Below are 26,764 nucleotides of genomic sequence, written 5' to 3'. Positions count from 1 at the left end.
AGGAAACGGGGGTACGAAAAGGTTGCTATCGGGCTTCGCAGTGCCTATCCTCGATGCCGTGCCGAATCCCGCCGACCGCCACAGCGCAGCGCTCCGAGTCGCAGACCGCGACCGCGTTGCGCTAATTCCGCTTACCGCGGTGGTGGCGCACGCGCGACTTCTCGTAGTAACCCGCCGTAGCGGGGTCTGATTCGGACCGGCCCCCTCGCTGCGGGCTACTGATGTGTTGACGCTGGTCCCCTCCGCCGACATTCTTCGGGAAGACCTACCTCACAATGACCATGCTCACTCTTGATACGCAGACTTTCATCGCCGCCGCGCCCAAGGGGCTGCGGGCGGAAGCCGCCGGGATGACGCCGACGGAGTTCTACGACCGCTACTGCGGGCACACCGGTCCGGTCCGGCTCAGTGAATTCGCCGGCGGTCACCGCAACGCGGAGTGCACCGCGACGCTCGAGTTCGCCGACCACCTGCGCACGGTGGCCACCACCGGCAGCCCGGTCGCCGCCCTCACCTCGGCTCTCTACGAGGAGGGCTACCCCGTGGAGATCTTGCAGTTCCACCAGCGCCGCACCGCGGGCGGCACCGCGACCTTCGTCCGGTGCGAACTCGACGGCAAGCGCGGGTGGGGCGCGGCGGTCGCCGACGACGGCGCCGAATCCATTGTCCGCGCGATGATTTCCGGTATCAACCGACTCGGTTCCTGAAAGCACGATGGGCCGGGCGCCCCGCTGGGGGTGCCCGGCCCGATCCGTCGGCTCGGCCTATTCGGAAGCGGACTGCTGCTCGGCGAGCTGCTTGCGGACCTCGTCCATGTCGAGGGCCTTCACCTGGGTGACCAGATCCTCGAGCGCGGCCGGGGGCAGCGCGCCCGGTTGCGCGAACACCAGCACACCCTCGCGGAACGCCATGATGGTCGGGATGGAGCGGATGTTCGCGGCGGCCGCGAGACCCTGCTCGGATTCGGTGTCGACCTTGCCGTGGACGACGTCCGGGTGCTTGGTCGAGGAGGCCTCGAAAGTCGGCGCGAAGCTCTTGCACGGACCGCACCACTCGGCCCAGAAATCGACGAGTACCACGTCGTTTCCGGTGACTACCTCATCGAAGTTCTGCTGGGTCAGCGTCTGGGTGGCCATGACGTCCTCTCGTTCGAATGTTGCCAGCTGTAACGCCGGGCTCGTCTCTTATCTTCCACGGGCCACCGGCCACTCCCGCCGTTGGTCGCCGTCCCATCGCCGGATACCCACGATGGTCGCGGGGAAATCACGGTCGGCGGCTACGGCGTGTACCGCAGTGCCGAGCTGCCGGACCGATACCCGCCTGGCCAGCGTGATATGCGGCGTCCACGCGTCCGGACGCAGGTTCGCGGGCGCGCCGGGACACGGCGACACGACGTCGTAGACCCGCCTTTGCAGCGTGAGCAGTTGCTCGGAGGGAACCACCAGCCGAACGAGAATCGGGTGCCGCGCCCCGAACACCAGCACCCCGCCGAGCCGTACCGGGAATGGCCGGAAGATCAGCTGGTCGAGTGCGTGGTCGATGCGCGGCCAGATCTGTCTGGCCACGGCGATCGTGATGTGCGGGCGATGGGTCTCGATCGCCTTCGCCGTGACACTCGGCAGTCCGGCCTCCGCGAGCAGCGCCCACTGCCGCCGAATCTCCGCCTCGGCCGCGTCGTCCACCAGCAATTCGACCGACTGCACCATGATCTTTCCAACGTAGCCGCGCGGCCGGTGCCGCGGGCCGGTTCCGGTGCGGCGAGGCGTCGGCGAGAGGATTGCCCGGTGAAGCTAGCGAGGACAGCGGTGCGACTGGGATTGATCGAGGGCGACGGGATCGGTCCCGAGGTGGTGCGCGCGACCAGGGTGGTCGTGGACGAGGCGCTGGCGGCGGCCGGCGCGCCCGCGGTGGAGTGGGTGGAGTTGCCGATGGGTCACCGCGCTATCGAGGAGTTCGGCGCCGCGCTGCCGGAACACACGCTGCGCGGGCTCGAGGAACTCGACGCGTGGGTCCTCGGACCGCACGACAACGCGTCCTATCCAGCCGAGCATCGCGGCGCGGTGGCGCCGGGCGGCGCGATCCGCAAGCAGTTCGGCCTGTTCGCCAACATCCGCCCGGCCCGCGCCTTTCCCGGTGTGCGGTCGGCGGCGCCGGATATCGACCTGGTGATCGTGCGCGAGAACAGCGAGGGATTCTACGCCGACCGCAATATGTTCGCCGGGTCGGGCGAGTTCCAGCCGACCCGCGACATGGCCATGGCCGTCGGCGTGGTGACCCGGCGGGCCTGCGAGCTGATCGCGCACGAGGCCTTCCGGCTGGCCTCGGCCCGCCGCAAGCGGGTGACCATCGTGCACAAGGCGAACGTGCTGCCGATGACCATGGGACTGTTCCGCGACGTCTGCTACGAGGTGGCGCGCGCCTACCCCGGCGTCGAGGTGGACGACGAGCACGTGGACGCCACGGCCGCGCATCTGGTCCGCGCCGCGGGCGATTTCGACGTGCTGGTCACCGAGAATCTGTTCGGCGACATCCTGTCCGATCTGGCGGGCGAGCTGAGCGGTTCGCTCGGCATGGCCGCCTCGCTGAATTGTTCGGCGACCCGCGCGATGGCGCAGGCGGTGCACGGCGCCGCGCCGACGCTGGCCGGACACAACCGCGCCAACCCGGTGGCGCTACAGCTGTCCGCGGCGATGTTGCTGCGCTGGTTGGGAACTCGCGACGCGGACGCCGCGGCGAGCGACGCCGCCGACCGCATCGAACGGGCGGTCGCCGCCACCTTCGCGGCGGGCATCGCGACCGCGGATCTGGGTGGTCAGGCCTCGACGGCGGAGTTCACCGAGCAGGTGTGCGCGCGGGTGCACCGCCGCTGAACCCGGCGGGCGGCCTCAGTTGCCGCTGTTCAGCCCCGAGGCGATCTTGACGACCACCTTCTCGTCGGTCACCTCTTGGACCGTGACGTTCATGCCTTCGGCGGGCTGGGTCTCACCGACCGGGACGTCGACCTGCTGGCCGCCGATCTTCAGGGTGACCGTGTTGCCGTTCACCGCGACGAGTTCCGCGTCGATGCCGAGGATATTGGCCTTGGCGTCCACGCCGCGGGTGAAGGTCACGGTGCACCCGCCGACATTGCACTCGGACTTGGTGCCGGGCCCCTCCACGGTGCAGGCGGCAGCGCCGAGTGGGGCGAGCAGGGCCACGAAGGACAGGGCGATCAGCCGTCGAACACGCACGCGCCCAGTGTAGAGGGAAAACCGGACATCTCCGGCGCGTCGCATTCGACGCCACCGCGGGCAACCCGCGCTCGCGCGTGGCGCCCACCGGCGTGCCCGCGTTGTTTCGCTGCCGCCGCGCCACAGCGGGCCGAGGGAGAGCTGGTCGTCGAGGGTGTCGCGCGCCGTGGGGAGCGGTGGCTGCGCCCTGTGTCGGCGCATGCGCGCCGGTCGGAGCGGTGTAAACGAGCGGGGACCGGGTAGTGCCTCCGGGTGAGGCTCGGTGTTCTGGATCTGGGGTCGAACTCGGCGCAATTTCTGGTCGTGGACGCGTCGCCCGGCGCGCCGCCGCTGCCCATCCGGGCGCTGAAGGAACCGGTGGTGCTGGCGGAGGACATCGACGCGGACGGGGAGATCGGCGACGCCGGGATCGAGCGGACCGCGACCGCGGTGTCCCGCATCCTGCAGGCGGCGCGGCGCTACGAGATCGAGAGTTTCTACGCGTTCGTCACCGCCGCGATCCGGGACGCGCCGAACCGGGAGTCGGTGCTCGACGGCGTCGAGCGGGCCGCGGGTATCCGCCCGCAGTTTCTCACCGGCGCCCAGGAAGCGCGGCTGACCTATCTGGCGGTGCGCCGGTGGTACGGGTGGCGGGCCGGGCCGCTGCTGGTGCTCGACATCGGCGGCGGCTCGATGGAACTGGCCCTCGGCCGCGACGACGAACCGGAGCTCGCGCTCTCGCTACCGCTCGGCGCCGGACGGCTGACCCGCGCGTACCTGCGCGGCGATCCGCCCGATTTGCACGAGGTCGGCCTGTTGCGCGAACACATAGAGGAGTGTCGCCGTTCGCCACCCGCGAGCTGCGCCAGGCCCAAGCCCGCCGGATCACGCGCCGCCTCGCGAAGCTCTCCGCGCGCCAACGCGCCCAGCTGCGCGGCGTCTCCCAGCCGCGGGCCCGCCAGATCCTCGCGGGGGCCATGGTCGCCGAAGCCACGATGGCGGCGCTGAACATCGAACGCCTCGAGGTGAGCCCGTGGGCGCTGCGCGAAGGCGTTGTGCTGCAACATATCGCGACGCTGGTCGACACCGACGACATCCTGCCGCTCACGCCGTTCGCCCTGGCCCAGGAGCCCGAGCCCGATCCGGTGATCACCACGTTGGCCGGGCATCGCTGACGACGATTTGCTGGCGGGGGATCGCGTGCGCTGCTTTCGTGACGACGCTACGTTCCTGATTGCATGAACCTGCGAGATCGAGGCTCGCTGGTCGCCTGCCACGTCGCGCGATCGCGAGACGGCGTTGATCCTAGTGCGCGGGCACGCCCCACACGTCGACCGGATCGCGACCGCCCACTCCCGACGCGAATTCCTTGATGCGGAACCGTCCGCCCGCGTCCGACGCGAGCGGGGGAGTGTCGCCGCCCGCGTTGGCGCGGAACCCGTCCAGCACCTCGCGCAGCGTTTCGACGGCGGTGTGGCGCGGTGTCCAGTCCAGTTCGGTCCGCGCGCGGCCGGTGTCCATGATCGGCAGTCGCAGCAGCGCGTCGAAGAGGCCGGGCGGTGTGGGCGCGAGGCGCAGCCGCCATGCTGTCGAGAGGGCCGCGCGGACCGTGCTCGCCGGCACTTCTACGGTCCTGGCGTCGAAGAGTTCGCCGAGGCGCGCACGGTCGAGCACCGGGTCCGCGGCGATGTTGAACGCGCCGCGGGCGTCGGTGACGGCGGCGCGGGCGAAGGCGCGGCCCGCGTCGTGGCTGTGCAGCGCCTGCATGCGCAAGCCGCGCGGCACCGGAAGGATCGGAAGAGTTCCCGGGCGGACCAGCGGGTGCGGCAGCAGCGGCCCGGCGAACAGGCGGCGCTGCTCGCTGGCCGAGGCGCGCTGGAAGACGAACGACGGCCGCATGCGCACCACCCGTGTCTCGGGATGCTCGGTTTCGAACGCGTCGAGCACGCGCTCGACGTAGGCCTTCTCCCTCGTGTACGCCGCGAGTGGCCAGCCGTCGGTGGGCCACGACTCGTCGACCGGATCGTCGTCGCGCGCGGGGGAGTACGCGCCGATCGACGAGGCGCAGACCACGGCGGGCACGCCTTCGGCCACCGCGGCGGCGAGCACCCGCTGGGTCCCGATGACGTTGGCGCGCCAGGTGACCTCCGGCCGGTGGGTCGGCTGGAACAGCCACGCCAGGTGCACGACAGCGTCGGCGTTGCGGAAGACCCGGCCGAGATCGTCCATGCGCACGTCGGCGCCGGCGAATTCCATCCCGGACGGCAGGGTCGACGGCGCGCGACGCGCCACCCCCACGATCGAGGTCACCACCGGTTCGGCCGCCAACGCCGAGACCACCGAGGTGCCGATATTGCCCGTAGCACCCACCACGACGACGCGCATGGCCACTCCTCACCACCGGAGATGTCGGACGTGGGCCGCAGTACCACGCGGCGGTCGGTTCAAACCACCGTGCGAGATGTCGCCGCAGTTCAGGCGTGCCGCGTCCCTCGGCGGGTACGCGCGCGGTATGGAGACCCGAGATCGAATCGCCGACCCCTGGGGGCGCAGGTTCGCCTACGCCGCCGGACAGCAGTGGCCCGAACGGGTCGACATGTATCTGGCCGACGGCGTGGAACCCGAGGCCGTGCAGCGGTGGGTGCCGTCCGCCTCGGTCATGAGCTCCAACGGCGACGCGCTCGACATCGCGGTCTTGGACGGCCGAATGGTCGGGGTGCGCGGCCGTGCGGTCGACCGGGTCAACCGCGGCAGGCTCGGACCGAAGGATCTGTTCGCCTGGCAGGCCAATGCGTCGCCCGATCGCCTGACCCGCCCGCTCGTCCGCCGCGACGGCGAACTGGTCGAGACCGATTGGGACACGGCCATGGACCGCATCGTGCGGCACAGCGAGAGCCTGCTCGAGCGGCACGGGCCCTCGGCGATCGGCTTCTACACCTCCGGCCAGCTGTTCCTGGAGGAGTACTACACGCTGAGCGTGCTCGCCCACGCGGGCATCGGCACCAACCACGTCGACGGGAACACCCGGCTCTGCACGGCGACGGCCGCGGAGGCGCTGAAGCAGTCCTTCGGCTGCGACGGCCAGCCCGGCTCGTACACCGACGTCGACCACGCCGACGTCATCGCGCTGTTCGGGCACAACGTCGCCGAGACGCAGACGGTGCTGTGGGCGCGGATCCTCGACCGGCTCGCCGGACCGAACCCGCCCGCGATCGTGTGCGTCGACCCGCGCTACACCCCGGTCGCTGAGCACGCCGCAGTCCACCTCGCGCCCCTGCCCGGCACCAATGTCGCGCTGATGAACGCCCTGCTGCACGAGATCATCGCCAACGGGTGGGTGGATCACGAGTACATCCGCGAGCACACCGTCGGCTTCGACGAATTGCGTACCCGGGTGAGCGAATGCTTCCCGGAGCGGGCGGCACGGATCTGTGGTGTTCCGGCCGGGCACATCCGCGAAACGGCCCGCCTGCTCGGTACCGCGCCGCGGCTGCTGTCCACGGTGCTCCAGGGTTTCTACCAATCCCATCAGGCGACCGCGGCGGCGGTGCAGGTCAACAACATCCACCTGATCCGGGGGATGCTCGGGCGGCCCGGCTGCGGCGTATTGCAGATGAACGGTCAGCCGACGGCGCAGAACACCCGCGAATGCGGCGCCGACGGTGACATGGCTGGCTTTCGCAACTGGGCCAACGACGCGCACGTCGCCGAGCTGGCCGAGCGGTGGCGGGTCGATCCGGATCGGATCCCGCACTCCGGACCGCCGACCCACGTCATGCGGATGATCCGGGACGCCGAGCAGGGCGATATCCGGATGCTGTGGGTGAGCGCCACCAACCCGGCGGTGTCGCTGCCGGAGCTGGCGCGCGTCAGGTCGGTCCTCGCGCGCGAGGACCTGTTCCTCGTGGTGCAGGACATCTTCCCGACCGAGACCGCGGCGATGGCCGATGTGGTGCTGCCCGCCGCGGCGTGGGGCGAGAAGACCGGCGCGTTCACCAACGCCGACCGCACCGTGCACCTCTCGGAGCGGGCCGTCGACCCGCCGGGAGAGGCGAAGTCCGATCTCGACATTTTCCTGGACTACGCCCGCCGCATGGACTTTCGCGACCGGGACGGCGGCCCGCTGATCCACTGGCACGATCCGGAGTCGGCGTTCGAGGCGTGGAAGGCGTGCACGGCCGGACGTCCGTGCGACTACAGCGGCCTGACGTACGCGAGGTTGCGGGCGGGCTCGGGCATCCAATGGCCCTGCGACAGCACGCATCCGGACGGCACCGAGCGGCTCTATACCGACGGGCGGTTCTGGAGCGCGCCCGACGAGTGCGAGTCCTATGGCAAGGACCTGCTCTCCGGGAAGCCGGTGGAGCCCGCCGAGTACCGGGCGCTGAACCCGGACGGCAAGGCGATCATCAAATCGGCCGACTACGTGCACGCGCGCGAGACGCCCACCGAGGACCATCCGTTCGCGCTGGTCACCGGGCGAACGTTGTACCACTTCCACACCAGGACGAAGACCGCCCGCGCACCGCAGCTGGAGGCGGCAGCGCCGGAGGTCTGGGTCGAGATCTCGCGCACCGACGCCGAACGCGCGGGGATCGGCGAGGGCGACCTGGTGGCGGTGACGACGCGACGTGGATCGGTGCGGGCCCGCGCCCGCATCGGCCGCATCCGCCCCGGCGTGCTGTTCCTGCCGTTCCACTACGGCTACTGGGATCACGGGGACGGCGCCCACGACCGGGCCGCGAACGAACTCACCCCCACCGACTGGGACCCCTCGTCCAAACAGCCCCTGTTCAAGACCGCGGCGGCGAACCTGGTGCGGGTGGCGCCGGGCGCCGATCCGTCCACCGCGCCGACGACGACCGGGTCCGCCCCGGTCGACGCCTCCGTTCCCGCCACCACGGGCGGCCCCGCGGCCTTCGCGGTCGAACTCGATTCCTGAACCAAGGTTTCGATACCCGGCCGCGTGCCGATGTGACGCGCGGAAGCCACCAGCACGTAAGGCTTTCGCCGGACGGGCAATTATGTGGCTACCCACACGGGCTGTTTGTGAGGCTCCGGAGTATGGTGTCCGGTCGGCGCACCGGCAGCCGGTACCGGGTGGAGTCCGCAACGACCCGATGTGGAATTCCATTACTGTCCAGCACGAAACGTCTCGGTCGCTTAGATTGCCAAACGGGTGGTAACACCCGGGTTTCTCGTAACCGAAATGTGGAGGGCTGCTGTGTCTGATCGATCCAAGCCTGGCAGGCGGGCCCTGCGGGCGATGTGCGCGCTCACCGGCGCCGCACTCGTGCTCGCGGGCTGTACCACCAACACCGAAGACACCGGACCGGCGGTCTCCAAGGTGCAGGTGGACAAGGTCACCGAAATCGCCGATCAACTGCCCGACAAGATCAAGCAGTCCGGCAAGCTGGTCATCGGCGTGAACGTGCCCTACCAGCCCAACGAGTACAAGGACGCCAGCGGCAAGATCGTCGGCTTCGACGTCGACCTGATGGACGCCGTCACCTCGGTGCTGGGTATCGAGGCGGAGTACGTGGAGTCGGCCTTCGAGAAGATCATTCCGGCGATCCAGGCCGGTACCTACGACGTCGGCATGTCCTCGATCACCGACTCGAAGGAACGCGAGCAGCAGGTCGACTTCACCACCTACTTCAGCGCGGGCATCCAGTGGGCCCAGCAGACCGGTAAGCCGATCGACCCGAACAACGCCTGCGGCAAGAAGGTCGCGGTGCAGGCCACCACCGTCGAGCACACCGACGAGGTGCCCGCCAAGAGCGCCAAGTGCGTCGCCGAGGGCAAGCCCGCCATCGATATCAAGCCGTTCGACGAGCAGAGCGCCGCGACCAACGCGCTGGTGCTCGGCCAGGTCGACGCGATGTCGGCCGACTCCCCGGTGACCGCGTACGCCATCAAGCAGAGCAACGGCAAGATCGAGACCGCCGGCCCGGTGTTCGACTCCGCCCCCTACGGCTGGGCGGTGCCGAAGGGCTCGCCGCTGGCCAAGGTCCTGCAGGCCGCGGTCAACCACCTGATCAAGAGCGGCCAGTACAAGCAGATCACCGAGAACTGGGGCGTGCAGGACGGCGCGATCACCGAGTCGGTGATCAACGGGGCCGTGAGCTGACGGATGTCCGACACCGACACCACCGTCGTGCCCGGTGATCCCGGGCCCGGCGGCGTCCCGGCGCCGTCCGAACCCGAACCGATCAAAGCGGTTCCGCTGCGCAGGCCGGGGCGCTGGATCGCCGCCGCCGTCATCCTGGTGCTGCTCGGACTGTTCGTCTACGGCGCCGCCACCAATGACGCCTACCAGTGGGGCACCTACTGGAAGTACCTGTTCGACAGTCGCATCGTCGCGGGCGCGGTCGTCACCCTCGAGCTGACCGTACTGGCGATGGCCATCGCGATCGTCCTCGGCACGGTGCTCGCGGTGATGCGCCTGTCGCCGAATCCGGTGCTGCGCTCCACGGCCTGGGTATATCTCTGGATCTTCCGCGGCACACCGATCTTCGTGCAGCTGGTGTTCTGGGGCCTGGTGCCCTCGCTGTATCAGCAGATCCATCTCGGCGTGCCGTTCGGGCCGCAGTTCTTCGAACTCGACGTGCAGGAGTTGCAGGCCGCGTTCACCTTCGCGGTGATCGGACTCGGTCTCAACGAGGCCGCCTACATGGCCGAGATCGTCCGCGCGGGCATCAATTCCGTTGGCGAGGGTCAGCGTGAGGCGTCGGTCGCGCTGGGCATGTCCTGGACCCAGACCATGCGGCGCACCGTGCTGCCGCAGGCCATGCGGGTGATCATCCCCCCGACCGGCAACGAGCTCATCGGCATGCTGAAGACTACCTCGCTGGTGACCGCGATCCCGCTCAGCACCGACCTGTTCGGGCGGGCCCGCGACATCTACGGCGTGAACTTCCAGCCGATTCCGCTGCTGCTGGTCACCGCGACCTGGTATCTGGCCATCACCAGCGTGCTGATGGTCGGCCAGTTCTATCTGGAGCGGTACTACTCGCGCGGCGCGTCCCGGCAGCTGACCGCCAAGCAGTTGCAGGAACTGGCCGACGCGCAGAGTGTGGTGAAGGCGAAATGACGGTCTCCATGGACAAGGACTCGGCCCCGCGGATGATCGTCGCCGACCGGGTCTGCAAGAACTTCGGCGCGCTGCAGGTGCTCAAGGGCATCTCGTTGGAAGTGGCGCGCGGTGAGGTGCTGTGCCTGATCGGCCCGTCCGGTTCCGGTAAGTCCACCTTCCTGCGCTGCATCAACCACCTCGAGCAGGTGAACGCGGGCAGGCTGTACGTGGACGGCGAGCTCGTCGGCTACCGGCAGAAGGGCGACAAGCTCTACGAACTGCACCCGCGCGAGGCGGCCAAACAGCGCCGCGACATCGGCATGGTGTTCCAGCACTTCAACCTGTTCCCGCACCGGACGGCGCTGGAGAACATCATCGAGGCGCCGACGCAGGTGAAGAAGGTGCGCAAGGCCGACGCCGTGGCCCGCGCCCACGAGCTGCTCGATCGGGTGGGCATGGGCGACAAGGCCAATGCCTATCCGGCCCAGCTGTCCGGCGGTCAGCAGCAGCGGGTGGCGATCGCCAGGGCGCTGGCCATGGACCCGAAGCTGATGCTGTTCGACGAGCCGACCTCGGCGCTGGATCCGGAGCTGGTCGGCGAGGTGCTGCAGGTGATGCGCGAACTGGCCGAGAGCGGCATGACCATGGTGGTGGTGACGCACGAGATGGGCTTCGCCCGGGAGGTCGCCGACCAGCTGGTGTTCATGGACGGCGGCGTGGTGGTGGAAGCGGGAGCGCCGCGCGAGGTGCTCAGCGATCCGAAACACGAACGGACCAAGGCGTTCCTGTCGCGGTTGCTCTGAGTCCTTTTCGCGGTTCCACCGCGGGGTGTTCATTCGCGGTTCCACCAGGTGCCGACAGCAGTGGGCCGGGCGTCACGCCCGGCCCGCTTGTCGTTGTCATCGGTTATTCCGCTCGGCTACCTGTCACGGGAACGGTGAGAAGAAGCCGAGGGTGGCGCCGACCGCTGCGCCGATGGCGCATCCGGGGATGGCTCCGACCAGGAAGAACCAGATGCCGATCGCGACGCCGACCGCGCAGCCGATGGCTGCGCCGACTGCGATCGAGATCGGTCCCCAGGCCTGCTGCACGCCGGGCAGGTCTTGCGAGTTGACCGCCTCGGTCGTCGGTCCGCCGATCGGTGTCAGCGACAGCTGGGTGCCTGCGGCGTTGACCACGGGTGAGACGGCGAACTGCCCGAACGTCGTCGGGATGGAGCCGACGACCGCGCCGTCATCGGCTAGAACTGTGACCGCGTCGGGCGTGATGGCGAACTTGCCGGAAGCGAGATTCACCGAGGCGCTCGAGTGATCGGCCGCCAGTGTCGTCGTGTAGCCGACAGCGCCGTCCGTGCCGCTGAAGCTGACGTCCGCCAGACCTGCCTCCCCGTGTCCGGTAGCGGTGGCTATACCGGTAGCCGCGATGGCCATGAATGCGGTTGCCACCAATTTCTTGATAAACATTGGACTCCAATCATCCTTGCCGATTTCCTTTGACGTTCCCCCGACGAACGGCACCGGATAAGGAATATGATGCCCCTTTGAATCACTTTGTGTCCAGGGGGCTATCAGCGCATTCGACGCGAATTTCGGGTTCGTTTTCCACTGACGGGTAATTCGTGCAATTAGAGATTCAACTTGCCCTGACAAGTGCGTTGACCAGTGTCAATGGAAGCGTCTACTGGAGCGGGCAGTGCCGTCGATGGTGCCGGATGATCGGCGAGTTCGCCACTCGGGCAGGTGGCGATCGGCTCAGTGGAAATTACTCGCCAGTATTCTCCGAATTTTCCGGACGCGGTTGTCGGCGGGTGCCGGGACTATCGCCGAGCGCGATGCGAAGTTGACCGAGGAGAACTTTGGTGGCGGGCGCGGCGGGATGGTCGGTGCGCCAGACGAGGGCGAGTCGTCCGCGCAGCTCCGGCTCGACGATCGGCAGCGTCCGGACCCCGTGCGCGGCGGCCTCCGCCGCGGTGAGCGCGGGCACCACCGCCACGCCGAGTCCGCGCGCGGCCAGTCGTAGCAGCAGGGGCGGCGCGGCCGCTTCGAACGCCACGTGCGGCTCGAATCCGGCCGCGGCGCAGGCACGTTCGAACACACCGCGCACGCCGGTGCCCGCGGGCAGGCAGATCACCGGCTGGTCGCGCAGCGCGGCGAGCGGGATGGTCGCGCCGTGGTCGCGGTCGTCGGCGGCGACGGCGGCGACCACCGCGGTGTCCAGCACGACCTGCTTGCCGAGCCCGGGGCCGAGATCCGCGCCGCTCAGGCCGACCAGGGCGATGTCCAGTTCACCGCGGCCGAGCGCGGCGAGCATGCGCTCGGAGGTGTCCTCGGTGAGGCTGATGGCGACCCGAGGGTGGTCGTGATGGAAATCGGCGAGCACCGCCGCGACATCGAATTCCTCGGGGGCGGCGCCGGAGATGAGTCCGACCCGCACATGACCGCGCAACAGGCCGGTGAACTCGTCCACCGTGTCGGCGATGCGCTGCGCCGCGGCCAAAGCCGCCTTGGCGTGCGGCAATACGGCCGCGCCGACTTCGGTGAGCGTCACCGTGCGCCCGCCGCGGTCCAGCAGCGGCTGCCCGAGTTCCCGCTCGAATTGCCGGATCTGGGCGCTCAGGCCGGGCTGAGCCAGGTGCAGGCGCGCGGCGGCGCGGGTGAAGTTGGCTTCCTCGGCGACGGCGACGAAGTAGCGCAGGTGGCGCAGTTCCATAACTGTCGATTCTAGAAACGATAGAAACCATCTGTTGTACTTCTCGTTCGCGGACGAGCATCGTCGAAGCCATGACAGACAACGCGACGCAGACCACCGATTTCCCCCTCTTCACCGGCCAGGTGTTCCGGCCGGGCGAGCCCGGTTACCAGGCGGAGGTCGCCGGATTCCAGACCGCCTACACCCACCGGCCCGCGCTCGTGGTGGCCGCGGCGCATGCCGAGGACGTCCGGGCCGCGGTGGAATACGCGGCGCGCCAGCAGCTTCCGGTCGCCGTGCAGGCGACCGGGCACGGGCTGTCGGTGGCCGCCGAGGGCGGGGTGCTGATCACTACCGCGCGGATGACCGGTCTCCGCATCGATCCCGAGGCGAAGACCGCGCGGGTCGCCGCGGGCGTGCGGGCCGGCGCGCTGGTCGAGGCGGCGGCGGAGTTCGGGCTCGCCCCGCTGAACGGTTCCTCGCCGTCGGTCGGCGTGGTCGGCTACACGCTCGGCGGCGGAGTCGGCCTGCTGGCCAGAAAATTCGGCTACGCCGCCGACCACGTGCGAATGATCGAACTGGTCACCGCGGACGGCCGGATGCGCACGCTGCGCCCCGGTGACGAACTGTTCGGCGCGGTGCTGGGCAGCGGCGGCAATTTCGGCGTGGTCACGGCGCTGGAGATCGACCTGGTTCCGGTGCGGACGGTCTACGGCGGGCAGCTGGTGTTCGACACGCCCCTGGCCGCGGCCGCACTGGAAACCTGGCGGCAGTGGACCGCGACGGTGCCCGACCAGCTGACCTCGACCGTCGCCACGCTGACCTACCCCGATATCCCGCAGGTGCCCGAGTCGCTGCGCGGCCGCTACGTCGCCTCGATCCGGATCGCGTTCGACGGACCGGCCGCCGAGGGGGAGCGCCTGGTCGCGCCGCTGCGGGCGGTCGGGGCGCGACTGCGCGACGATCTGCGCGAGCTGCCCTACACCGAATCACACACCATCCACAGCGATCCGGACCATCCGCACGCCTACGCCGCGACCAACGCCGTGCTCGGCGAACTCCCCGAGGAAGCGCTGGCCGCGCTGACCGCCGCGACCGGTCCCGGCGGTGCGATCGATGCCGTGGTCGACATCCGCCACCTCGGCGGCTCGCTCGCCGAGCCGGGCTCCGCGAGTGTCGCCGTCGACCGGCGCGAGGCCGCGTACGTGGTCCGGGTGATCACCATGCCCGCGCCCGACGCGGGCGCCGCCGTGCCCGACGAGCACGGTGCGATCCGAAAGGTGCTCGCGCCGTGGACGATCGGCCACAGCCTGGCCTTCCTCTACGGCGCGGGTGACGGCGCCGACGACGCGCAGACCCGAGCGGGCTACGCGCCGGACACCTACGCGCGGCTCGCGGCGCTGAAGTCGAAGTACGACCCGCGCAACATGTTCCGGTTCAACCGCAACATCCGGCCCGCGCTCTGAGCAACCGGTGCGCCCGGCGGCGATTGGCCGCTCGGCGGCTGATCGCCCATTGGCCGCCGGCGGCTGATCGCCCATTGGCCGCTCGGCGGTCGCGTGCTATCTTCGTGATATCACTCTGATACCGGGAGGATGTCATGAAGCTCAGGCCCGCATTCCACGTCAACGGCTTTCTGGTGCTGTCGGCCTGGTTGGTGCTGACCCTTCTCTTCGGCGGCGCGGCCGCTTTGGGGTACGTCGCGGCGGTCAAGGACGGGAACACACCGGCGCTGATCGCGGCGATCGCGGCCACCGTGGTCGTGGTGGTGCTCGCACTGCTCGCCACCGGGTTGGTGATCGTCAACCCGAACGAGGCGAAAGTGGTGCAGTTCTTCGGCCGCTACATCGGCTCGGTGAGCGAGCCCGGCTTCTTCTCGGTGGTGCCGCTGACCGACCACAAGATCATCTCGCTGCGGGTGCGCAACTTCGAGACGCAGAAGCTGAAGGTCAACGACGCCGACGGCAACCCGGTGGAGATCGCGGCGGTGGTCGTCTACCGCGTGGTGGACAGCTTCAAGGCCGCGTTCGCCGTCGACGACTACGAGGAGTACGTGGAGACCCAGTCCGAGGCCGCGGTCCGGCACCTGGCCACCACGCACCCCTACGACGCGCACGACGCCGAACGCACCAGCCTGCGCGACGGCGCCGAGGTGGCCGAGGAACTGACCGTCGAACTGCGGGACCGCACCGAGATGGCGGGCATCGAGGTGCTCGAGGCCAGGATCACCCACCTCGCCTACGCGCCGGAGATCGCCCAGGCCATGCTGGTTCGCCAGCAGGCCGCGCAGGTGGTGGCCGCGCGCACGCACATCGTGGAGGGAGCGGTCGGGATGGTGAGTCTGGCACTGGATCGCCTCACCGCGCAGGGCGTCGTCGAGCTCGACGAGGAACGCCGGGCCGCGATGGTGTCCAACCTGCTCGTGGTGCTGTGCGGCGATCGCGCGACCCAGCCCGTGGTCAACGCCGGATCGCTCTACAGCTGAGCCGGGCCCATGGTCGAACGCAAGAAACTGTTGCTGCGCCTCGACCCGGCCGTCCATGAAGCCTTGGCCAAATGGGCGGCCGACGACCTGCGCAGCATCAACGCACAGATCGAATACGCCCTGCGCCTTGCGCTCGAACAGGCGGGCCGCAAACCGAAGTCCAAGGGAACCGGAAACGCCACGGACGACTAGTTGGACGCCGAAAACCGAACGGACGTAGCGCCTTCCCCGTCGGGAGGCGCTGCTCCGGCGTTTCGCGGGTCGGTCAGCGAGCGAGCTCCGCGATCAGAGCCACGCTGTCGTCGTAGAGCGCCCGCTGCGCCTCGCGATCGTAGGAGGCCGCGGAGGACGGACGCTCGGCGCGCCCGACGAAATGGCGGCCGGTGGTGGCGGCCAGCGCCGGGTCGGTCATCAACCGGGCGAGATCGGCGCCGGAGCGGGTGGGTGTGTTGACGCCGGGCAGCAGCACGAGGGCCTTGGCCACTGTGTCCCACAGCGTTCGCGCGAACCGGCTTGCGTCCCTGGCCAATCCGGTCCCCGGCATCAGGCCGGGGTCGAAGGCGTTCACCGTGACGCCCTGATCGCCGAGCCTGCGCGCCAGCTCGTAGGCGGTCTGCAAGTTGGCCAGCTTCGAGGTGCTGTAGCGGCGGCGGCCGTCGCGATGCGCGGCTTCGGTCGCGGCGGGCGGGTGGGCGAGTTCGCGCGCCGAGGCGGTCAGCGGATGCGGCATGCCGGTGAACCGGCGCGGGTCGTGTGTTCCCGAGGTCACCAAGACGATCCGCGCGGGCGCGACCAGATCGTCGCGCAGCGCGTGCACCAGCGCGAGGTGGCCGAGGTGATTGACGCCGAAGGTGGCCTCCACGCCGTCGGCGGTGTAGGTGCGGCGGGTGAATTGCAGCCCGGCGTTGCAGACCAATCCGCGCAGCGGAGGAAGTTCGGCCGCGCGCAGTTCGTCCGCGAACTCGCGCACCGACGCCAGCGAGCCCAGATCCAAGGCCATGCCGCGGGCTCCGAGCTCGGCCGCCTCCCGCGCGGCGCGCGCCGGGTCTCGGCCGGTCACCACCACGGTCCAGTGCGGGTCGGCGGCCAGCGCCCTGGCGCATTCGCGGCCGAGTCCGCTTGTGCCGCCGGTGATCACCACGGTTCTGTCGCTCGTTGTCATATGGCACAGTGTGCCACTTTCTGCCATGCGTGACAATGCTTCCATGTCGTTGCGTGATCGGAAGAAGGAACGCACCCGGCGCGCGATCGCCGACGCGGCGCTGCGGCTGTTCGCCGAGCGTGGGTTCGACGCGGTGACCATCGCCGACATCGCCGCCGCGGCCGAGGTGGGCACCCGGACTCTGCACCGGTACTACAGCGGCAAGGACGAGCTGCTCTTCGCCGAGGACGACGAGTACCGCGCCGAACTTGCCCGGCTGCTCGCCGAGCGCCCCGTGGGCGAGGATCCGGAGACGACGTTGGCCGCCGTCATCGGGCCGATGGTGGCGCACTTCGCGGACCGGCTCGACGAGCTGCGCACCCGCGACGCGCTGATCGCCGCCAATCCCGCGCTGCAAGCCCGCGACCTCGCCAAGCGCAGCGCCATCGAAGCCCTGCTCACCGCCCACCTCGCCCATCAGATGGGCGTCGACTCGGCCGCCGACGTGCGCCCGCTGCTGTGGGCCAAGGTCGGCATGTCCTGCTTCTTCGCGGGCTTCGAGATCTGGCTGCGCAGCGGAGGCGAGCTCGCCGACCACGTCACGGCGGCGCGCACCGCGCTGGTCGCCGAACTCGGCGCCGCCCGCGGCTGATCCGATGGCCGCGACTGCCCGACCGGCCGTTCGCGTTTCGGCTCGCGGCGCGTTACTCGGCGGCGTCTCGGGCGCGCGTGCGGGAGGTGAGCATCGGCAGCGCTTCGAGTGCTGCGCCGAGGTCGCGAACGGCCGCCGGATCCGCGAGAGGCCGGCCGGTGAGTTCTTCGATCCGCCGCAAGCGATACCGGACCAAGTTCGCGTGCAGGTATAGCCGCTCGCAAGTAGCCGCGGCGGAACCGTCCGCGCCGAACCAGGTTTCGAGGGTTTCCAGCAGCCTGGTTCGTTCGTCGTACGGTAGCGCGAGCAGCCGCGCCGAAGCCTCATCGCCCCCCGGCACGGTGGACCGAGACTGCCCGCCACGCATGCTCGCTTCCTAGGAGATGCCGAGCGCCCGCGACAACAGCCCCTGCCGCGTGTGCACACCGCACTTGGCCAGTATCGCCTTCACGTGATCGTTGATCGCGTGCTCGGGCAGTCCCGAAACGCTTGCGGGACGGGGGGATTCGCGGTCGGTGGCGAGCAGGGCGAGTACCTCGTTCTCGCGGGGAGTGAGCGCGTGCGCCCGCCCGAACAGATCCAGGCGCTCGGCGGGGGTGCTCGGCGCCATCGAGACCGTGATGTCCTCGGCGCCGAGCCGGTCCGCTCGCACCGTCAACCAGCGGGCGCCGCCCAGATGGACGCGCGACCGCGACGGGCCGACGGGTGTGCCGTGCTCGGCGGCCAGCAGCGCGGCGCCCGCGTTGTAGACCGCGTTCGGGATCGGCGGCATGGCCTCCTGCGGTGGATTCAGTCGCAGCAGCGCTGCCGCGGCGGCCGGAGTCTGGCCACGCATCCGCAGGTCGGGCCCGAGCGCGACGGCCGCGGGTTCGGCAGGGACGAGTCCGCCCGCCTCCGCGACAAAGGTGCGGCCGAGCGCGGCGCGCAGCCCTCGGGTGATCGGTGCCGCCAGCGCGGCCAAGGTGGTGAGCTGGCTGGGGTCGAAGGCGCGTGGGGTCTTGCGCAGCAGTTCGAGGAAGCCCCAGCATCCGTAGCGGTCGCCGAAGACCACTGTGGCGGTGTCGAAAACCCCGAGATCGCGCAGCACCTCGCGCCAGACCCGCGAGCGCGCGGGATCGCCGCCGGTGGCGGTGCGCAAGGACGTCGCCGCCGTGCTCCGATCGAGTAGATCGCTCCAGCGGGTGAACTCGGTCAGGTACCGCAGCCGGATCAACTCCGGCAGCCGTGCCCAGGGCAGACCGAGCAGGTCGGCCAGCGGCGACGTCCCCACCCTGGTGGCCGGATCGGTGAGCATGAAGACGTGCCCGTCGAAGGAGACGGCCGCGCGGAGATCGGCGAGCACCACTTCGCGCAGCCGCTTCGCCGTCTGCTCGGCCCGGCTGTGGCGCTCGACGCGATCGAGGAGATCCCGCGCACTGGGCACCGGCCAAGTCTAGGGCGAAATCCCCTGGCTCCGGGGCGTGTCGGCGAGCCGGAACCTCAGTTCGGGTTGCCGACCTCGGCGGACAAGCCGCGTTCCCATGCGCGGTGCTTGCGCCCGGAGTCCGGGAACGGTGACCGCGACGCCGCGCCTACGAACGCGTGGTTGACCCACGAGCCTGGGAAGCGGCAGGGACGCAGCACGTCGAGGGACAGCACCACGCGGGCGCTCGCGGAGTCGTTCCATGCGCGGTGCCGGTAGGAGTCGTCGAACAGCAGGCTCTCGCCCTCGTGCCAATGCCGCGTCAGCCCGCCGACTTGGATGCCGCACCGCCGCGGATCGGCGATGCGCAAGCCCAAGTGGTAGCGAAGCACCCCGTTCCACAGCCCGCGGCGCGGCAGGACGCGCTCGCCTGGCCGCAGGATGGAGAACATCGCGGTGACGAGCCCCGGCACCTGATCGAGCAGCGCCGCGGTCTCGGGGCAGCGGGCCCGGTTGGCCTCCGATCGGACGCCGTAGCCGCAGAAGAAGAAGGTGCGTCTGCGCTCGTCGGAGGTCGCGGCCACATCGAAGGAGCTCTCGTGAAAAGCGGGCAGGTCGTCGCAGTGGACCAGCACACTGTCCATCTCGGGTCGGATGGTCTGCCAGTTCTCCTCCATCGCGCCCGTCCAGGAGAACTCACGGGGGTCCAGGAACGGCTCCGTGCTGACTAGGGACGTACGAGCCACCAGCTGTTCGAGCGGGGACAGAAGCCGCACGGCGGCGTCGTAGGTGTGGTCGCGAAGGCTCTTGGACATGGCAGCGAGGATAGGAAGGCGAGCCGCGGGAAAGAGGATGGTTCCGTCGAGGCGGCGTGTCGACCGGGGATCCGCGCCGTCAGGGTCCGGGTTTCTCCGTGACGAAGATGGCCGTGCCGGGGAAGAGCTCGCCGCGCAGCGGGCTCCACTGACCCCATTCCCGGTCCAGCCATTCCGGCCAGTCCGGTTCGACGATGTCGCGCAGCGCCAATCCCGCGGCGACGATCTCGCGGACCCGATCACCGATGGTGCGGTGGTGCTCGACGTAGGTCGCCGCGCCGTCGGCGTCGACCTCTACATAAGGGGTGCGATCGAAATAGGGAATGGACGCGGTGAGACCGGCCGGGCCGGGATCGTCGGGGAAGATCCAGCGCATCGGGTGGTTCACCGAGAACACCCAGCGCCCGCCGGGCCGCAGCACCCTGGCCACCTCGCGCATCAGCAGCGCGGAATCGGCGACGAACGGCACCGCGCCGAACGCCGAGCAGGCCAGGTCGAAGGACTCGTCCGCGAACGGCAGCGCCTCGGCCCCCGCCTGCACCAGCGGAACCCGCGGACCGCCGCGCGCCATCGCGGCCAGCCCGCGCTCCAGCATGCCCATCGACAGATCGAGACCGACCGGCAGCGCGCCCTGTCCGGCCAGCCAGCGCGCGCACGGCGCCGAGCCGCAGCCGATCTCCAGGACGCGCTTGCCCGCCAGATCCTCGCCGAGGAAGTGCATATCGCCCTCGTGCAGCCCCTCGGGGCACCACACGAACTCGCCGCCGGGGGAGTCGACGCCGAGGAAATCGGCGTGCGTCTGGTGATACTGGTCGGCGTCGGCGTCCCACCAGCGCCTGCTCGCGCGTTCGCTGTCGGCCGAACTCAGTTTGGTTCGTGCGGTTCCGGTGGTTCCGAGCAGCGCGTTCGCTTGGGCATGGCGATCTTCCGACACGCGCGTGAGCTTAACGATCGCGGCGCGCCGGAAGCGCTCCGGCGTGGCGTGCAGACCGGTTTGCCCGTGCGGACCAAGGTCGCGTACGCTGAACCGCGCGAGTGTCTGTTGTACAGACGTGTGACTGTACCGAAGTAACGATCTACCGACGTATCAGCGCACTGAAATAACAGAGCGCCCGTGCTGAGTTTCACAAGTGGATGAGTGCGGTACGTTCCTCTGTGTCCGTCGTCGCATCGTCGCGGTGATTTCGCAGCGTACCGAAAGTTCCAATGTCCGCAACCGACCACAATCCGTCCGGAGCAAACCGACACATGCCCACCACCGTCACCTCGCCGCAGGTAGCCGTCAACGACATCGGCTCCGCCGAGGACTTCCTCGCCGCCATCGACGCCACGATCAAGTACTTCAACGACGGCGACATCGTCGAAGGAACCATCGTCAAGGTCGACCGCGACGAGGTTCTGCTCGACATCGGTTACAAGACCGAAGGCGTCATCCCCTCCCGCGAACTCTCCATCAAGCACGATGTCGACCCGAACGAGGTCGTTTCCGTGGGCGATGAGGTCGAGGCCCTCGTTCTCACCAAGGAGGACAAGGAAGGCCGCCTGATCCTGTCGAAGAAGCGGGCGCAGTACGAGCGTGCGTGGGGCACCATCGAGGAGCTCAAGGAGAAGGACGAGGCCGTCAAGGGCACCGTCATCGAGGTCGTCAAGGGCGGCCTGATCCTCGACATCGGCCTGCGCGGCTTCCTGCCCGCCTCGCTCGTCGAGATGCGTCGCGTCCGCGACCTCCAGCCGTACGTCGGCAAGGAGATCGAGGCCAAGATCATCGAGCTGGACAAGAACCGCAACAACGTGGTCCTGTCCCGCCGCGCTTGGCTGGAGCAGACCCAGTCCGAGGTGCGCTCCGAGTTCCTGCACCAGCTGCAGAAGGGCCAGGTCCGCAAGGGTGTGGTCTCCTCGATCGTCAACTTCGGCGCCTTCGTCGATCTCGGCGGCGTGGACGGTCTGGTGCACGTCTCCGAGCTGTCCTGGAAGCACATCGACCACCCGTCCGAGGTCGTCGAGGTCGGCAACGAGGTCACCGTCGAGGTTCTCGACGTCGACCTGGACCGCGAGCGCGTCTCGCTGTCGCTCAAGGCGACCCAGGAAGACCCGTGGCGTCAGTTCGCCCGCACCCACGCGATCGGCCAGATCGTGCCGGGCAAGGTCACCAAGCTGGTTCCGTTCGGTGCGTTCGTGCGCGTCGAAGAGGGCATCGAGGGCCTGGTGCACATCTCCGAGCTGGCCGAGCGCCACGTCGAGGTGCCGGACCAGGTCGTGGCGGTCGGCGACGACGCGATGGTCAAGGTCATCGACATCGACCTGGAGCGTCGCCGGATCTCGCTGTCGCTGAAGCAAGCGAACGAGGACTACCACGCCGAGTTCGACCCGTCGAAGTACGGCATGGCCGACAGCTACGACGAGCAGGGCAACTACATCTTCCCCGAGGGCTTCGACCCCGAGACCAACGAATGGCTCGAGGGCTTCGACAAGCAGCGCGAGGAGTGGGAAGGCCGCTACGCCGAGGCGGAGCGTCGCCACAAGATGCACACCGCGCAGATGGAGAAGATGGCGGCCGACGCCGCGGCCGAGGCCGCGAACGGCGGCGGCGCGTCGAACTACTCCTCCGAGAGCGGTGCGCAGTCCTCCTCCAGCCAGGCCGAGCCCGCCGGCGGTTCGCTGGCCAGCGACGCCCAGCTGGCGGCTCTGCGGGAGAAGCTCTCCGGCAACGCCTGATTCGGGTAGAGCACACGCGAAGGCCCCGGTCCGCACGGACCGGGGCCTTCGCCCTGTTCGGGGTAAAGCGCGGTCGAGGCCGATTACGAGGGGGAGGGGTTCGGCCGCGGCGGGAAGACCGCGGCCGATCTGCTGCGGGAGTGGTTCCCCGAGCGCATCGCTCGGGGATTGAAGTGGGTGGGTCAGGCGGCGGCGACGGTGAAGCGGCGCTGGGGGAAGCGGGGGTTCTCGGCTTCGTCGAGGAGGGCGACCGCCACGTCCTCGGCGGAGATGTCGGTGTCGGCGATCAGGAGCTGGTCGCCGCCGACACGGTAGCGGCCGGTGCGGGCGCCGGACTCGACCAAGCCCGACGACGGGGACAGGTAGGTCCAGTTGCGGTTGGAGAGACGGTAGACGTTCAGCGCGTCCCGCAGCGCCAGCACGACGTCGCGGTATTCGGCGGGCACGCCGAGGTCCTCGGTGAGGATGCGCGTGAATTCCGTTCCGGTGTCGACGAGTTGGCGTCCCGGCGCGACCTCCAGGCTGCCCGCGCCGCCGACGGCGATGAGCCGGATGTCCGGGTGCCGCTCCAGCGCGCCCACCATGGCGTGCGCGCCGGTGACGAAGGCGCTCGCGTTGGCGATGGTTTCGGCGATGCCGTGCCCTGCATTCACCGCGCTGATCACCACGTCCAGGCCCGCGATGGCCGCGCCGATGCTGTCGGTGTCCAGCCAGTCCGCCACTCGCCAGCGCACCTCGCCCGGGTCGGCGGGGAAGCGCGCCGAGTCGCGCGCGAAGGCAGTCACGTCGTGTCCGCGCATGCGCGCCTCCTCGACCACTCGCCCGCCGATGACGCCGCTCGCGCCGAAAATTCCGATCTTCACGATGCTCATCCTCTAAACACTGTTCGTTTACTACACGCCGTTCAGTAACGACACAGGTGATAATAGTCGCACGCTGTAGAGTGTCAACCGTGGTCGAGGTGCAGAGTCGCAGGGAACGTTTGCGCGCGGAAGCGACGGAGGAGATCAAGGCCATCGCCCGGCGCCTGCTCGCCGAGGGCGGTCCGGACGCGATCTCGCTGCGCGCCATCGCGCGTGAGATGGGCATGACCGCGGGCGCGCTGTACGGGTACTTCGCCACCCGCGACGAGCTGATCACCACCCTCATCTCCGACGTCTACACCGGACTCGTGGACCGGCTGGAGGCCGCGAGGGACGCCGTTCCCGAGGACGACCCCGGCGGCCGCATCATCGCCTGGGGCGAGGCCGTGCGGGACTGGGCCGTCTCGAATCCGGAAGGGTTCCGGTTGATCTACGGCGACCCGGTGTCCGGATACCAGCCGCCGCCGGAGGGCCCCGCGCGCGCGGCGGAGCTGCGTGCCTGCGACGGACTCGTCGGACTGGCCGCGGCCGCTTGGCCGCGCGCCGCCGCGACCCAATCTCTCGGCGACTCGACGTGGTCGGATTTCGACCCGGCACTTGTCGAGCACGTGCGCGCCGACTTTCCCGATCTGCCCCCGGCCGCGCTGGCGCTGGCGCTGCGCATGTGGGGCCGCATGCACGGTCCGATCGCGCTCGAGGTGTACGGTCACCTGCGCCCCCAATCGCAGGATCCCGCAAAGCTTTTCCACATCGAGATGCTCGATCTGGTGCGGGCGGTGGGCCTGTGACGGCGACGCACCGCAGGTTTCCCGCCACCCTCTGGGAGCGCAGGAAGGTCGAGTCGATGAGCCGGATTCAGCGGGTCGCGCTGGATCTGTTCGACGCGTACGGATATCGCGAGGTGACCGTCGAGCGGGTGGCGGCCGAAGCGGGCGTCTCACCCAGTTCGATCTACCGCTACTTCGGCACCAAGGAGATGCTGGTCCTCTACGATGAGGCGGATCCGCAGCTGCTGGAGGTGCTGCGTACCGCAGGCGACGGCGAAACCCTCGATCCCGCAGCGCTTCTCGCGGTGGCGCGTCCGCTGGTGCCGGTGATGATCGCGACCCTGATCACCACGGACTCCGAACATCGCATCGCGCGCAGGCTGCGCTACGTGCGCGCCTTCCCGGAGGTCAGGGACGGCCAGACCAGGCAGATGCGCGAACTGGAGGAACAGTTCCGTCAGCTGTTCGCCGAACGCTGCGGGCGCGACCCCAACGACCTGAAGGTCCGGATGGCCGCCTCCACCGCCATCTGGGGCGGCGTGGCGGCGCTGGATCACTGGGCCGGACAGGATTTCGCCGAGCCGCTGAGCGTGGTCTACACCGCGGCGGTGGAATCCATCATCGATGCGCTGGAACTGATCGTTCGCTGACGGTGGCGGCTTCCACCTTGCTCGGCCACCGCGGCAGCCACCAGTTCCAGCGGCCGAACAGCCGCATGAACGCGGGCACCAGGATCAGGCGCACGACGAGCGCGTCGATGGTGATGGCGACCGCGAGCGCGAATCCGATCTGCTTGATCTCCAGCACGTCCGCGGTCACGAAGCTGGCGAACACGGCGACCATGATGGCCGCGGCGGCGGTGATCGGACGTGCGGTGCGCTGCAATCCCTCGGCGACCGCGGCGGCGTTGTCGTTGCCGCGGTCCCACGCCTCCTTCATGCGCCGGATCAGGAAGACCTCGTAGTCCATCGAGAGACCGAAGAGCACCGCGAACACCAGCATCGGCAGATACACCTGGAGAAACCCGGTGCCCTGGAAGCCGAGCACGGATTCACCGACGCCGTACTGGAATACGGCCACCGTGATGCCCAGCGCCGCGCCGGTGGCCAGCAGGTTCAGCAGAATGGCCTTGACCGCGAGCACGATACTGCGGAACGCCAAGATCAGGAAGGCCAGCGAGACCGTCAGCACCAGGGCGATCACCCACGGGAAGCGGGCGGTGATCCGTTCGGACACTTCGGCGAAGGTCGCGGGCGTGCCGCCGACGCGCAACTGCGCGCCCTCGACTTCCACCGCGCGGGAACGGATGTCGTCGGTGAGTTCGGCGACGGCGGTGGAGTCGAAGGACTCCCGCGGCACCACCGTGACCATGATCCGTCCCTCCGATTGCTGGGGCAGCACCGTGGCCACGCGCGGATCGCGGGACAGTTCGTCGGCGAACTCGTGCACTTGCGATTGCGCCGCACTCAGCAGCGGCCCGTCGTCGGGTCCGGTCGCGAGCACCGAGACCGGGGCGAGCAGTCCGGGGCCGAAGTTGTCTCGCACCAGCCGGGTCGCCTGGCCGCTCGGGCGGTCGCCGAGCGAATCGAGACCCATGTCGATGCCGTAGCGAATGCCGGTGATCGGCGCGGCCGCCACCGCCAAGACGGCTACGCCGAGCAGGCCGAACACCACCGGTCTGCGCATGACGGTGTGCGCCCAGCGCGCCCAGGCAGTCGACGCCGTCGTCGAGCGGGTCTCCGCGGGACGCAACCGCGCGGGTAACGCTCCCCGGTTCACGGCGGGACCGAGCGTCGCCAGCAGCGCGGGCAGCAGCGTGACGGCCGCCGACAACGTGGCCAGCACGGCCGTCACCACGCCGATCGCGACGCCGTCGAGCATCGGCAGGCCGACCACGGCCAGCGAACAGAGCGAGATCAGCACGATGAGACCGGAGGCGAGCACCGTCCGTCCGGTGGTGTCGAGCGCGACGGCGACCGCGCGGTCGATCTCCGCGCGCGCCGAGCGGTCACGGACCCCGCGCCTGGTCAGTTCCTCGTTGAACCGGCTGACGATGAACATGGCGTAGTCGATCGCGGTGCCGGTGGCGATCATGGTCGCGACCGAGAGCACCAGCGAGTCGAAGGTCAGGAAGGTGGTCAGGCCGAACAGCGCGCCCACCGCCGCGGCGATGCCCGCGGCGGTCACCGTGATCGGCAGCGTCGCGGCGGCCAGCGCGCCGAGCGCGAGGACGAGCACGGCGGCCGCGACGGGCAGTCCGATGGTCTCGGCGCGCTGCATGTCGGCGGTCTCGATCTCCATCAGATCGGCTTGGGCCGGGCCGTAACCGGTGATCGCCACGCGGATGTCGGCGTCGGAGATCGCGGTGACGGCCGACTGCAACCGGCTGGCGACCGCGACCCGCTCGGACATGTCGCCCTCCAGGCCGACGATGCCGAGGGCGGTGTGCCGGTCGGCGGAGATCTGCGCGGCGGTGTTGCCCTGGAACGGTCCGAGCGCGCCGGTGACGCCCGCGGTCTCGCGCGCGGCGACGAGCGCGCGGTCGACCGCGGCACGGAATTCGGGAGCGTCGGCGGTGAACCGCTCCGAGTGGAAGACGAGCAGGTCCTGTTCCGCGCCGAACTGCGCGAAGTGTTGTGCCGCAAGGCGATCCACTTCGCTGGACGCCGAACCCGGCACCGTGTAGTCGGGCGCGCCGAGCCGATCGTGCAGCAGCGGATAGGCGGCGCCGCCGAGCACCACGAGCAGCAGCCAGACGGCGAGGACGATTCGGCGGTGCCGAGCCATGGCCGCGCCCCAGCGTCCGAGCGCGCGCAGCCGCGGCGGCGGGACGGGTCGTTGGCCGGGCTCCTTGGTCAGGGTCGGTAGCGACATGGCCCCTCCTGTCAGGTACCTGATAGTCACTATCAGGTTTCTCGGTCAGCCTAGGTTGGGGTTCCCGTTTTCTGCAAG

At 69.5% G+C, this 26,764-nt stretch carries 27 protein-coding genes and 1 pseudogene; 15 read left to right on the top strand and 13 right to left on the bottom strand.

Going from position 1 to position 26,764, the window contains the following annotated elements; translation table 11 throughout:
- Nucleotides 1-281: 281 nt before the first annotated feature.
- Nucleotides 282-707: a 2-keto-3-deoxygluconate kinase gene (locus AB0H49_RS29490; RefSeq protein ID WP_357256073.1), complete on the top strand. Its 426-nt coding sequence runs from the start codon at nt 282-284 to the stop codon at nt 705-707.
- Between the two features lie 57 nt (nt 708-764).
- Here the strand turns inward: AB0H49_RS29490 and trxA are convergent, their stop codons facing one another.
- Together trxA and AB0H49_RS29480 are read right to left on the bottom strand one after the other, a co-directional pair.
- Nucleotides 765-1,136, bottom strand: coding sequence for a thioredoxin (gene trxA, locus AB0H49_RS29485; protein WP_355004097.1), 372 nt, complete (start codon nt 1,134-1,136; stop codon nt 765-767).
- Nucleotides 1,137-1,184: 48 nt separating this feature from the next.
- Nucleotides 1,185-1,706: a 2'-5' RNA ligase family protein gene (locus AB0H49_RS29480; RefSeq protein ID WP_355004096.1), complete on the bottom strand. Its 522-nt coding sequence runs from the start codon at nt 1,704-1,706 to the stop codon at nt 1,185-1,187.
- A 78-nt stretch (nt 1,707-1,784) separates the two neighbouring features.
- Here AB0H49_RS29480 and AB0H49_RS29475 point away from each other — a divergent pair, with 78 nt between their 5' ends.
- A complete protein-coding gene (locus tag AB0H49_RS29475; protein ID WP_355004095.1) occupies nt 1,785-2,870 on the top strand; it encodes an isocitrate/isopropylmalate family dehydrogenase in 1,086 nt (361 codons plus the stop codon).
- Nucleotides 2,871-2,885: 15 nt separating this feature from the next.
- On the opposite strand, the gene AB0H49_RS29470 is transcribed toward AB0H49_RS29475, so the two are convergent.
- Nucleotides 2,886-3,230, bottom strand: a complete 345-nt coding sequence (locus AB0H49_RS29470; protein ID WP_355004094.1) for a hypothetical protein — start codon at nt 3,228-3,230, stop codon at nt 2,886-2,888.
- Nucleotides 3,231-3,482: 252 nt separating this feature from the next.
- On the opposite strand from AB0H49_RS29470, the pseudogene AB0H49_RS29465 reads away from it, so the two are divergent.
- Both AB0H49_RS29465 and AB0H49_RS29460 read left to right on the top strand, forming a co-directional pair.
- A pseudogene (locus AB0H49_RS29465) lies at nt 3,483-3,989 on the top strand (hypothetical protein); the annotation flags it as partial.
- Nucleotides 3,990-4,045: 56 nt separating this feature from the next.
- Nucleotides 4,046-4,384, top strand: a complete 339-nt coding sequence (locus AB0H49_RS29460) for a hypothetical protein (RefSeq protein ID WP_355004093.1) — start codon at nt 4,046-4,048, stop codon at nt 4,382-4,384.
- 130 nt (nt 4,385-4,514) lie between these two features.
- On the opposite strand, the gene AB0H49_RS29455 is transcribed toward AB0H49_RS29460, so the two are convergent.
- The gene (locus tag AB0H49_RS29455; RefSeq protein ID WP_357256070.1) at nt 4,515-5,594 is read right to left on the bottom strand and encodes an NAD-dependent epimerase/dehydratase family protein; all 1,080 of its coding nucleotides are present in this window, start codon (nt 5,592-5,594) and stop codon (nt 4,515-4,517) included.
- A gap of 127 nt (nt 5,595-5,721) precedes the next feature.
- Between AB0H49_RS29455 and AB0H49_RS29450 the strand changes: the two genes are divergently transcribed.
- The 4 genes from AB0H49_RS29450 (at nt 5,722) to AB0H49_RS29435 (ending at nt 11,087) form a co-directional block, all read left to right on the top strand.
- Nucleotides 5,722-8,151 (top strand): nitrate reductase, encoded by a 2,430-nt coding sequence (locus tag AB0H49_RS29450; RefSeq protein WP_357256068.1) that lies wholly within the window; start codon nt 5,722-5,724, stop codon nt 8,149-8,151.
- 324 nt (nt 8,152-8,475) lie between these two features.
- On the top strand, nt 8,476-9,339 hold the full coding sequence (locus AB0H49_RS29445) for an ABC transporter substrate-binding protein (protein WP_355004165.1): 864 nt from the start codon (nt 8,476-8,478) through the stop codon (nt 9,337-9,339).
- A 3-nt stretch (nt 9,340-9,342) separates the two neighbouring features.
- Nucleotides 9,343-10,302, top strand: coding sequence for an amino acid ABC transporter permease (locus AB0H49_RS29440; protein ID WP_355004090.1), 960 nt, complete (start codon nt 9,343-9,345; stop codon nt 10,300-10,302).
- Between the two features lie 32 nt (nt 10,303-10,334).
- On the top strand, nt 10,335-11,087 hold the full coding sequence (locus AB0H49_RS29435) for an amino acid ABC transporter ATP-binding protein (protein ID WP_355004164.1): 753 nt from the start codon (nt 10,335-10,337) through the stop codon (nt 11,085-11,087).
- A gap of 123 nt (nt 11,088-11,210) precedes the next feature.
- Here AB0H49_RS29435 and AB0H49_RS29430 read toward each other — a convergent pair whose 3' ends face one another.
- Together AB0H49_RS29430 and AB0H49_RS29425 are read right to left on the bottom strand one after the other, a co-directional pair.
- A complete protein-coding gene (locus tag AB0H49_RS29430) occupies nt 11,211-11,801 on the bottom strand; it encodes a hypothetical protein (protein WP_355004089.1) in 591 nt (196 codons plus the stop codon).
- A 244-nt stretch (nt 11,802-12,045) separates the two neighbouring features.
- Nucleotides 12,046-12,993, bottom strand: coding sequence for a LysR substrate-binding domain-containing protein (locus tag AB0H49_RS29425; RefSeq protein WP_355004088.1), 948 nt, complete (start codon nt 12,991-12,993; stop codon nt 12,046-12,048).
- A gap of 71 nt (nt 12,994-13,064) precedes the next feature.
- Between AB0H49_RS29425 and AB0H49_RS29420 the strand changes: the two genes are divergently transcribed.
- From AB0H49_RS29420 to AB0H49_RS29410, 3 genes are all read left to right on the top strand, one after another.
- Nucleotides 13,065-14,438 carry an FAD-binding oxidoreductase gene (locus AB0H49_RS29420; protein ID WP_357256065.1) on the top strand — a complete coding sequence of 458 codons (1,374 nt, stop codon included), beginning with the start codon at nt 13,065-13,067 and terminating at the stop codon, nt 14,436-14,438.
- A 134-nt stretch (nt 14,439-14,572) separates the two neighbouring features.
- Nucleotides 14,573-15,457, top strand: coding sequence for an SPFH domain-containing protein (locus tag AB0H49_RS29415; protein ID WP_355004086.1), 885 nt, complete (start codon nt 14,573-14,575; stop codon nt 15,455-15,457).
- A gap of 9 nt (nt 15,458-15,466) precedes the next feature.
- On the top strand, nt 15,467-15,649 hold the full coding sequence (locus AB0H49_RS29410) for a toxin-antitoxin system HicB family antitoxin (RefSeq protein WP_357256063.1): 183 nt from the start codon (nt 15,467-15,469) through the stop codon (nt 15,647-15,649).
- 73 nt (nt 15,650-15,722) lie between these two features.
- On the opposite strand, the gene AB0H49_RS29405 is transcribed toward AB0H49_RS29410, so the two are convergent.
- Nucleotides 15,723-16,619: an SDR family NAD(P)-dependent oxidoreductase gene (locus AB0H49_RS29405; protein WP_357256061.1), complete on the bottom strand. Its 897-nt coding sequence runs from the start codon at nt 16,617-16,619 to the stop codon at nt 15,723-15,725.
- A 43-nt stretch (nt 16,620-16,662) separates the two neighbouring features.
- Here AB0H49_RS29405 and AB0H49_RS29400 point away from each other — a divergent pair, with 43 nt between their 5' ends.
- Nucleotides 16,663-17,250, top strand: a complete 588-nt coding sequence (locus AB0H49_RS29400; RefSeq protein WP_355004083.1) for a TetR family transcriptional regulator — start codon at nt 16,663-16,665, stop codon at nt 17,248-17,250.
- Nucleotides 17,251-17,302: 52 nt separating this feature from the next.
- Here the strand turns inward: AB0H49_RS29400 and AB0H49_RS29395 are convergent, their stop codons facing one another.
- From AB0H49_RS29395 to AB0H49_RS29380, 4 genes are all read right to left on the bottom strand, one after another.
- Nucleotides 17,303-17,617: a helix-turn-helix domain-containing protein gene (locus tag AB0H49_RS29395; protein ID WP_357256059.1), complete on the bottom strand. Its 315-nt coding sequence runs from the start codon at nt 17,615-17,617 to the stop codon at nt 17,303-17,305.
- Nucleotides 17,618-17,626: 9 nt separating this feature from the next.
- On the bottom strand, nt 17,627-18,673 hold the full coding sequence (locus AB0H49_RS29390; protein WP_357256057.1) for a LuxR family transcriptional regulator: 1,047 nt from the start codon (nt 18,671-18,673) through the stop codon (nt 17,627-17,629).
- A 56-nt stretch (nt 18,674-18,729) separates the two neighbouring features.
- The gene (locus tag AB0H49_RS29385; RefSeq protein ID WP_357256055.1) at nt 18,730-19,467 is read right to left on the bottom strand and encodes an aspartyl/asparaginyl beta-hydroxylase domain-containing protein; all 738 of its coding nucleotides are present in this window, start codon (nt 19,465-19,467) and stop codon (nt 18,730-18,732) included.
- 79 nt (nt 19,468-19,546) lie between these two features.
- Entirely contained in the window at nt 19,547-20,401 is an 855-nt protein-coding gene (locus AB0H49_RS29380) for a class I SAM-dependent methyltransferase (RefSeq protein WP_357256053.1), read from the bottom strand.
- Between the two features lie 314 nt (nt 20,402-20,715).
- Between AB0H49_RS29380 and rpsA the strand changes: the two genes are divergently transcribed.
- Nucleotides 20,716-22,182, top strand: a complete 1,467-nt coding sequence (gene rpsA / locus AB0H49_RS29375; RefSeq protein ID WP_067793196.1) for a 30S ribosomal protein S1 — start codon at nt 20,716-20,718, stop codon at nt 22,180-22,182.
- 182 nt (nt 22,183-22,364) lie between these two features.
- On the opposite strand, the gene AB0H49_RS29370 is transcribed toward rpsA, so the two are convergent.
- Nucleotides 22,365-23,054 (bottom strand): NAD(P)H-binding protein, encoded by a 690-nt coding sequence (locus AB0H49_RS29370; protein WP_357256051.1) that lies wholly within the window; start codon nt 23,052-23,054, stop codon nt 22,365-22,367.
- Between the two features lie 80 nt (nt 23,055-23,134).
- On the opposite strand from AB0H49_RS29370, the gene AB0H49_RS29365 reads away from it, so the two are divergent.
- Nucleotides 23,135-23,833: a TetR/AcrR family transcriptional regulator gene (locus tag AB0H49_RS29365; RefSeq protein WP_355004077.1), complete on the top strand. Its 699-nt coding sequence runs from the start codon at nt 23,135-23,137 to the stop codon at nt 23,831-23,833.
- Nucleotides 23,830-24,462 (top strand): helix-turn-helix domain-containing protein, encoded by a 633-nt coding sequence (locus AB0H49_RS29360; RefSeq protein WP_355004076.1) that lies wholly within the window; start codon nt 23,830-23,832, stop codon nt 24,460-24,462. Before AB0H49_RS29365 ends, AB0H49_RS29360 begins: the two co-directional genes overlap by 4 nt.
- Here AB0H49_RS29360 and AB0H49_RS29355 read toward each other — a convergent pair.
- Nucleotides 24,431-26,686, bottom strand: a complete 2,256-nt coding sequence (locus AB0H49_RS29355; RefSeq protein ID WP_357256049.1) for an MMPL family transporter — start codon at nt 26,684-26,686, stop codon at nt 24,431-24,433. The genes AB0H49_RS29360 and AB0H49_RS29355 overlap by 32 nt on opposite strands.
- Nucleotides 26,687-26,764 lie beyond the last annotated feature (78 nt).

Origin of the sequence: Nocardia sp. NPDC050713 (assembly GCF_040654315.1) — a bacterium.
Lineage (GTDB): Bacteria > Actinomycetota > Actinomycetes > Mycobacteriales > Mycobacteriaceae > Nocardia.
The sequence above is the reverse complement of the archived record's forward strand: the minus strand, read 5'-3'. Positions and strand labels throughout refer to the sequence as shown.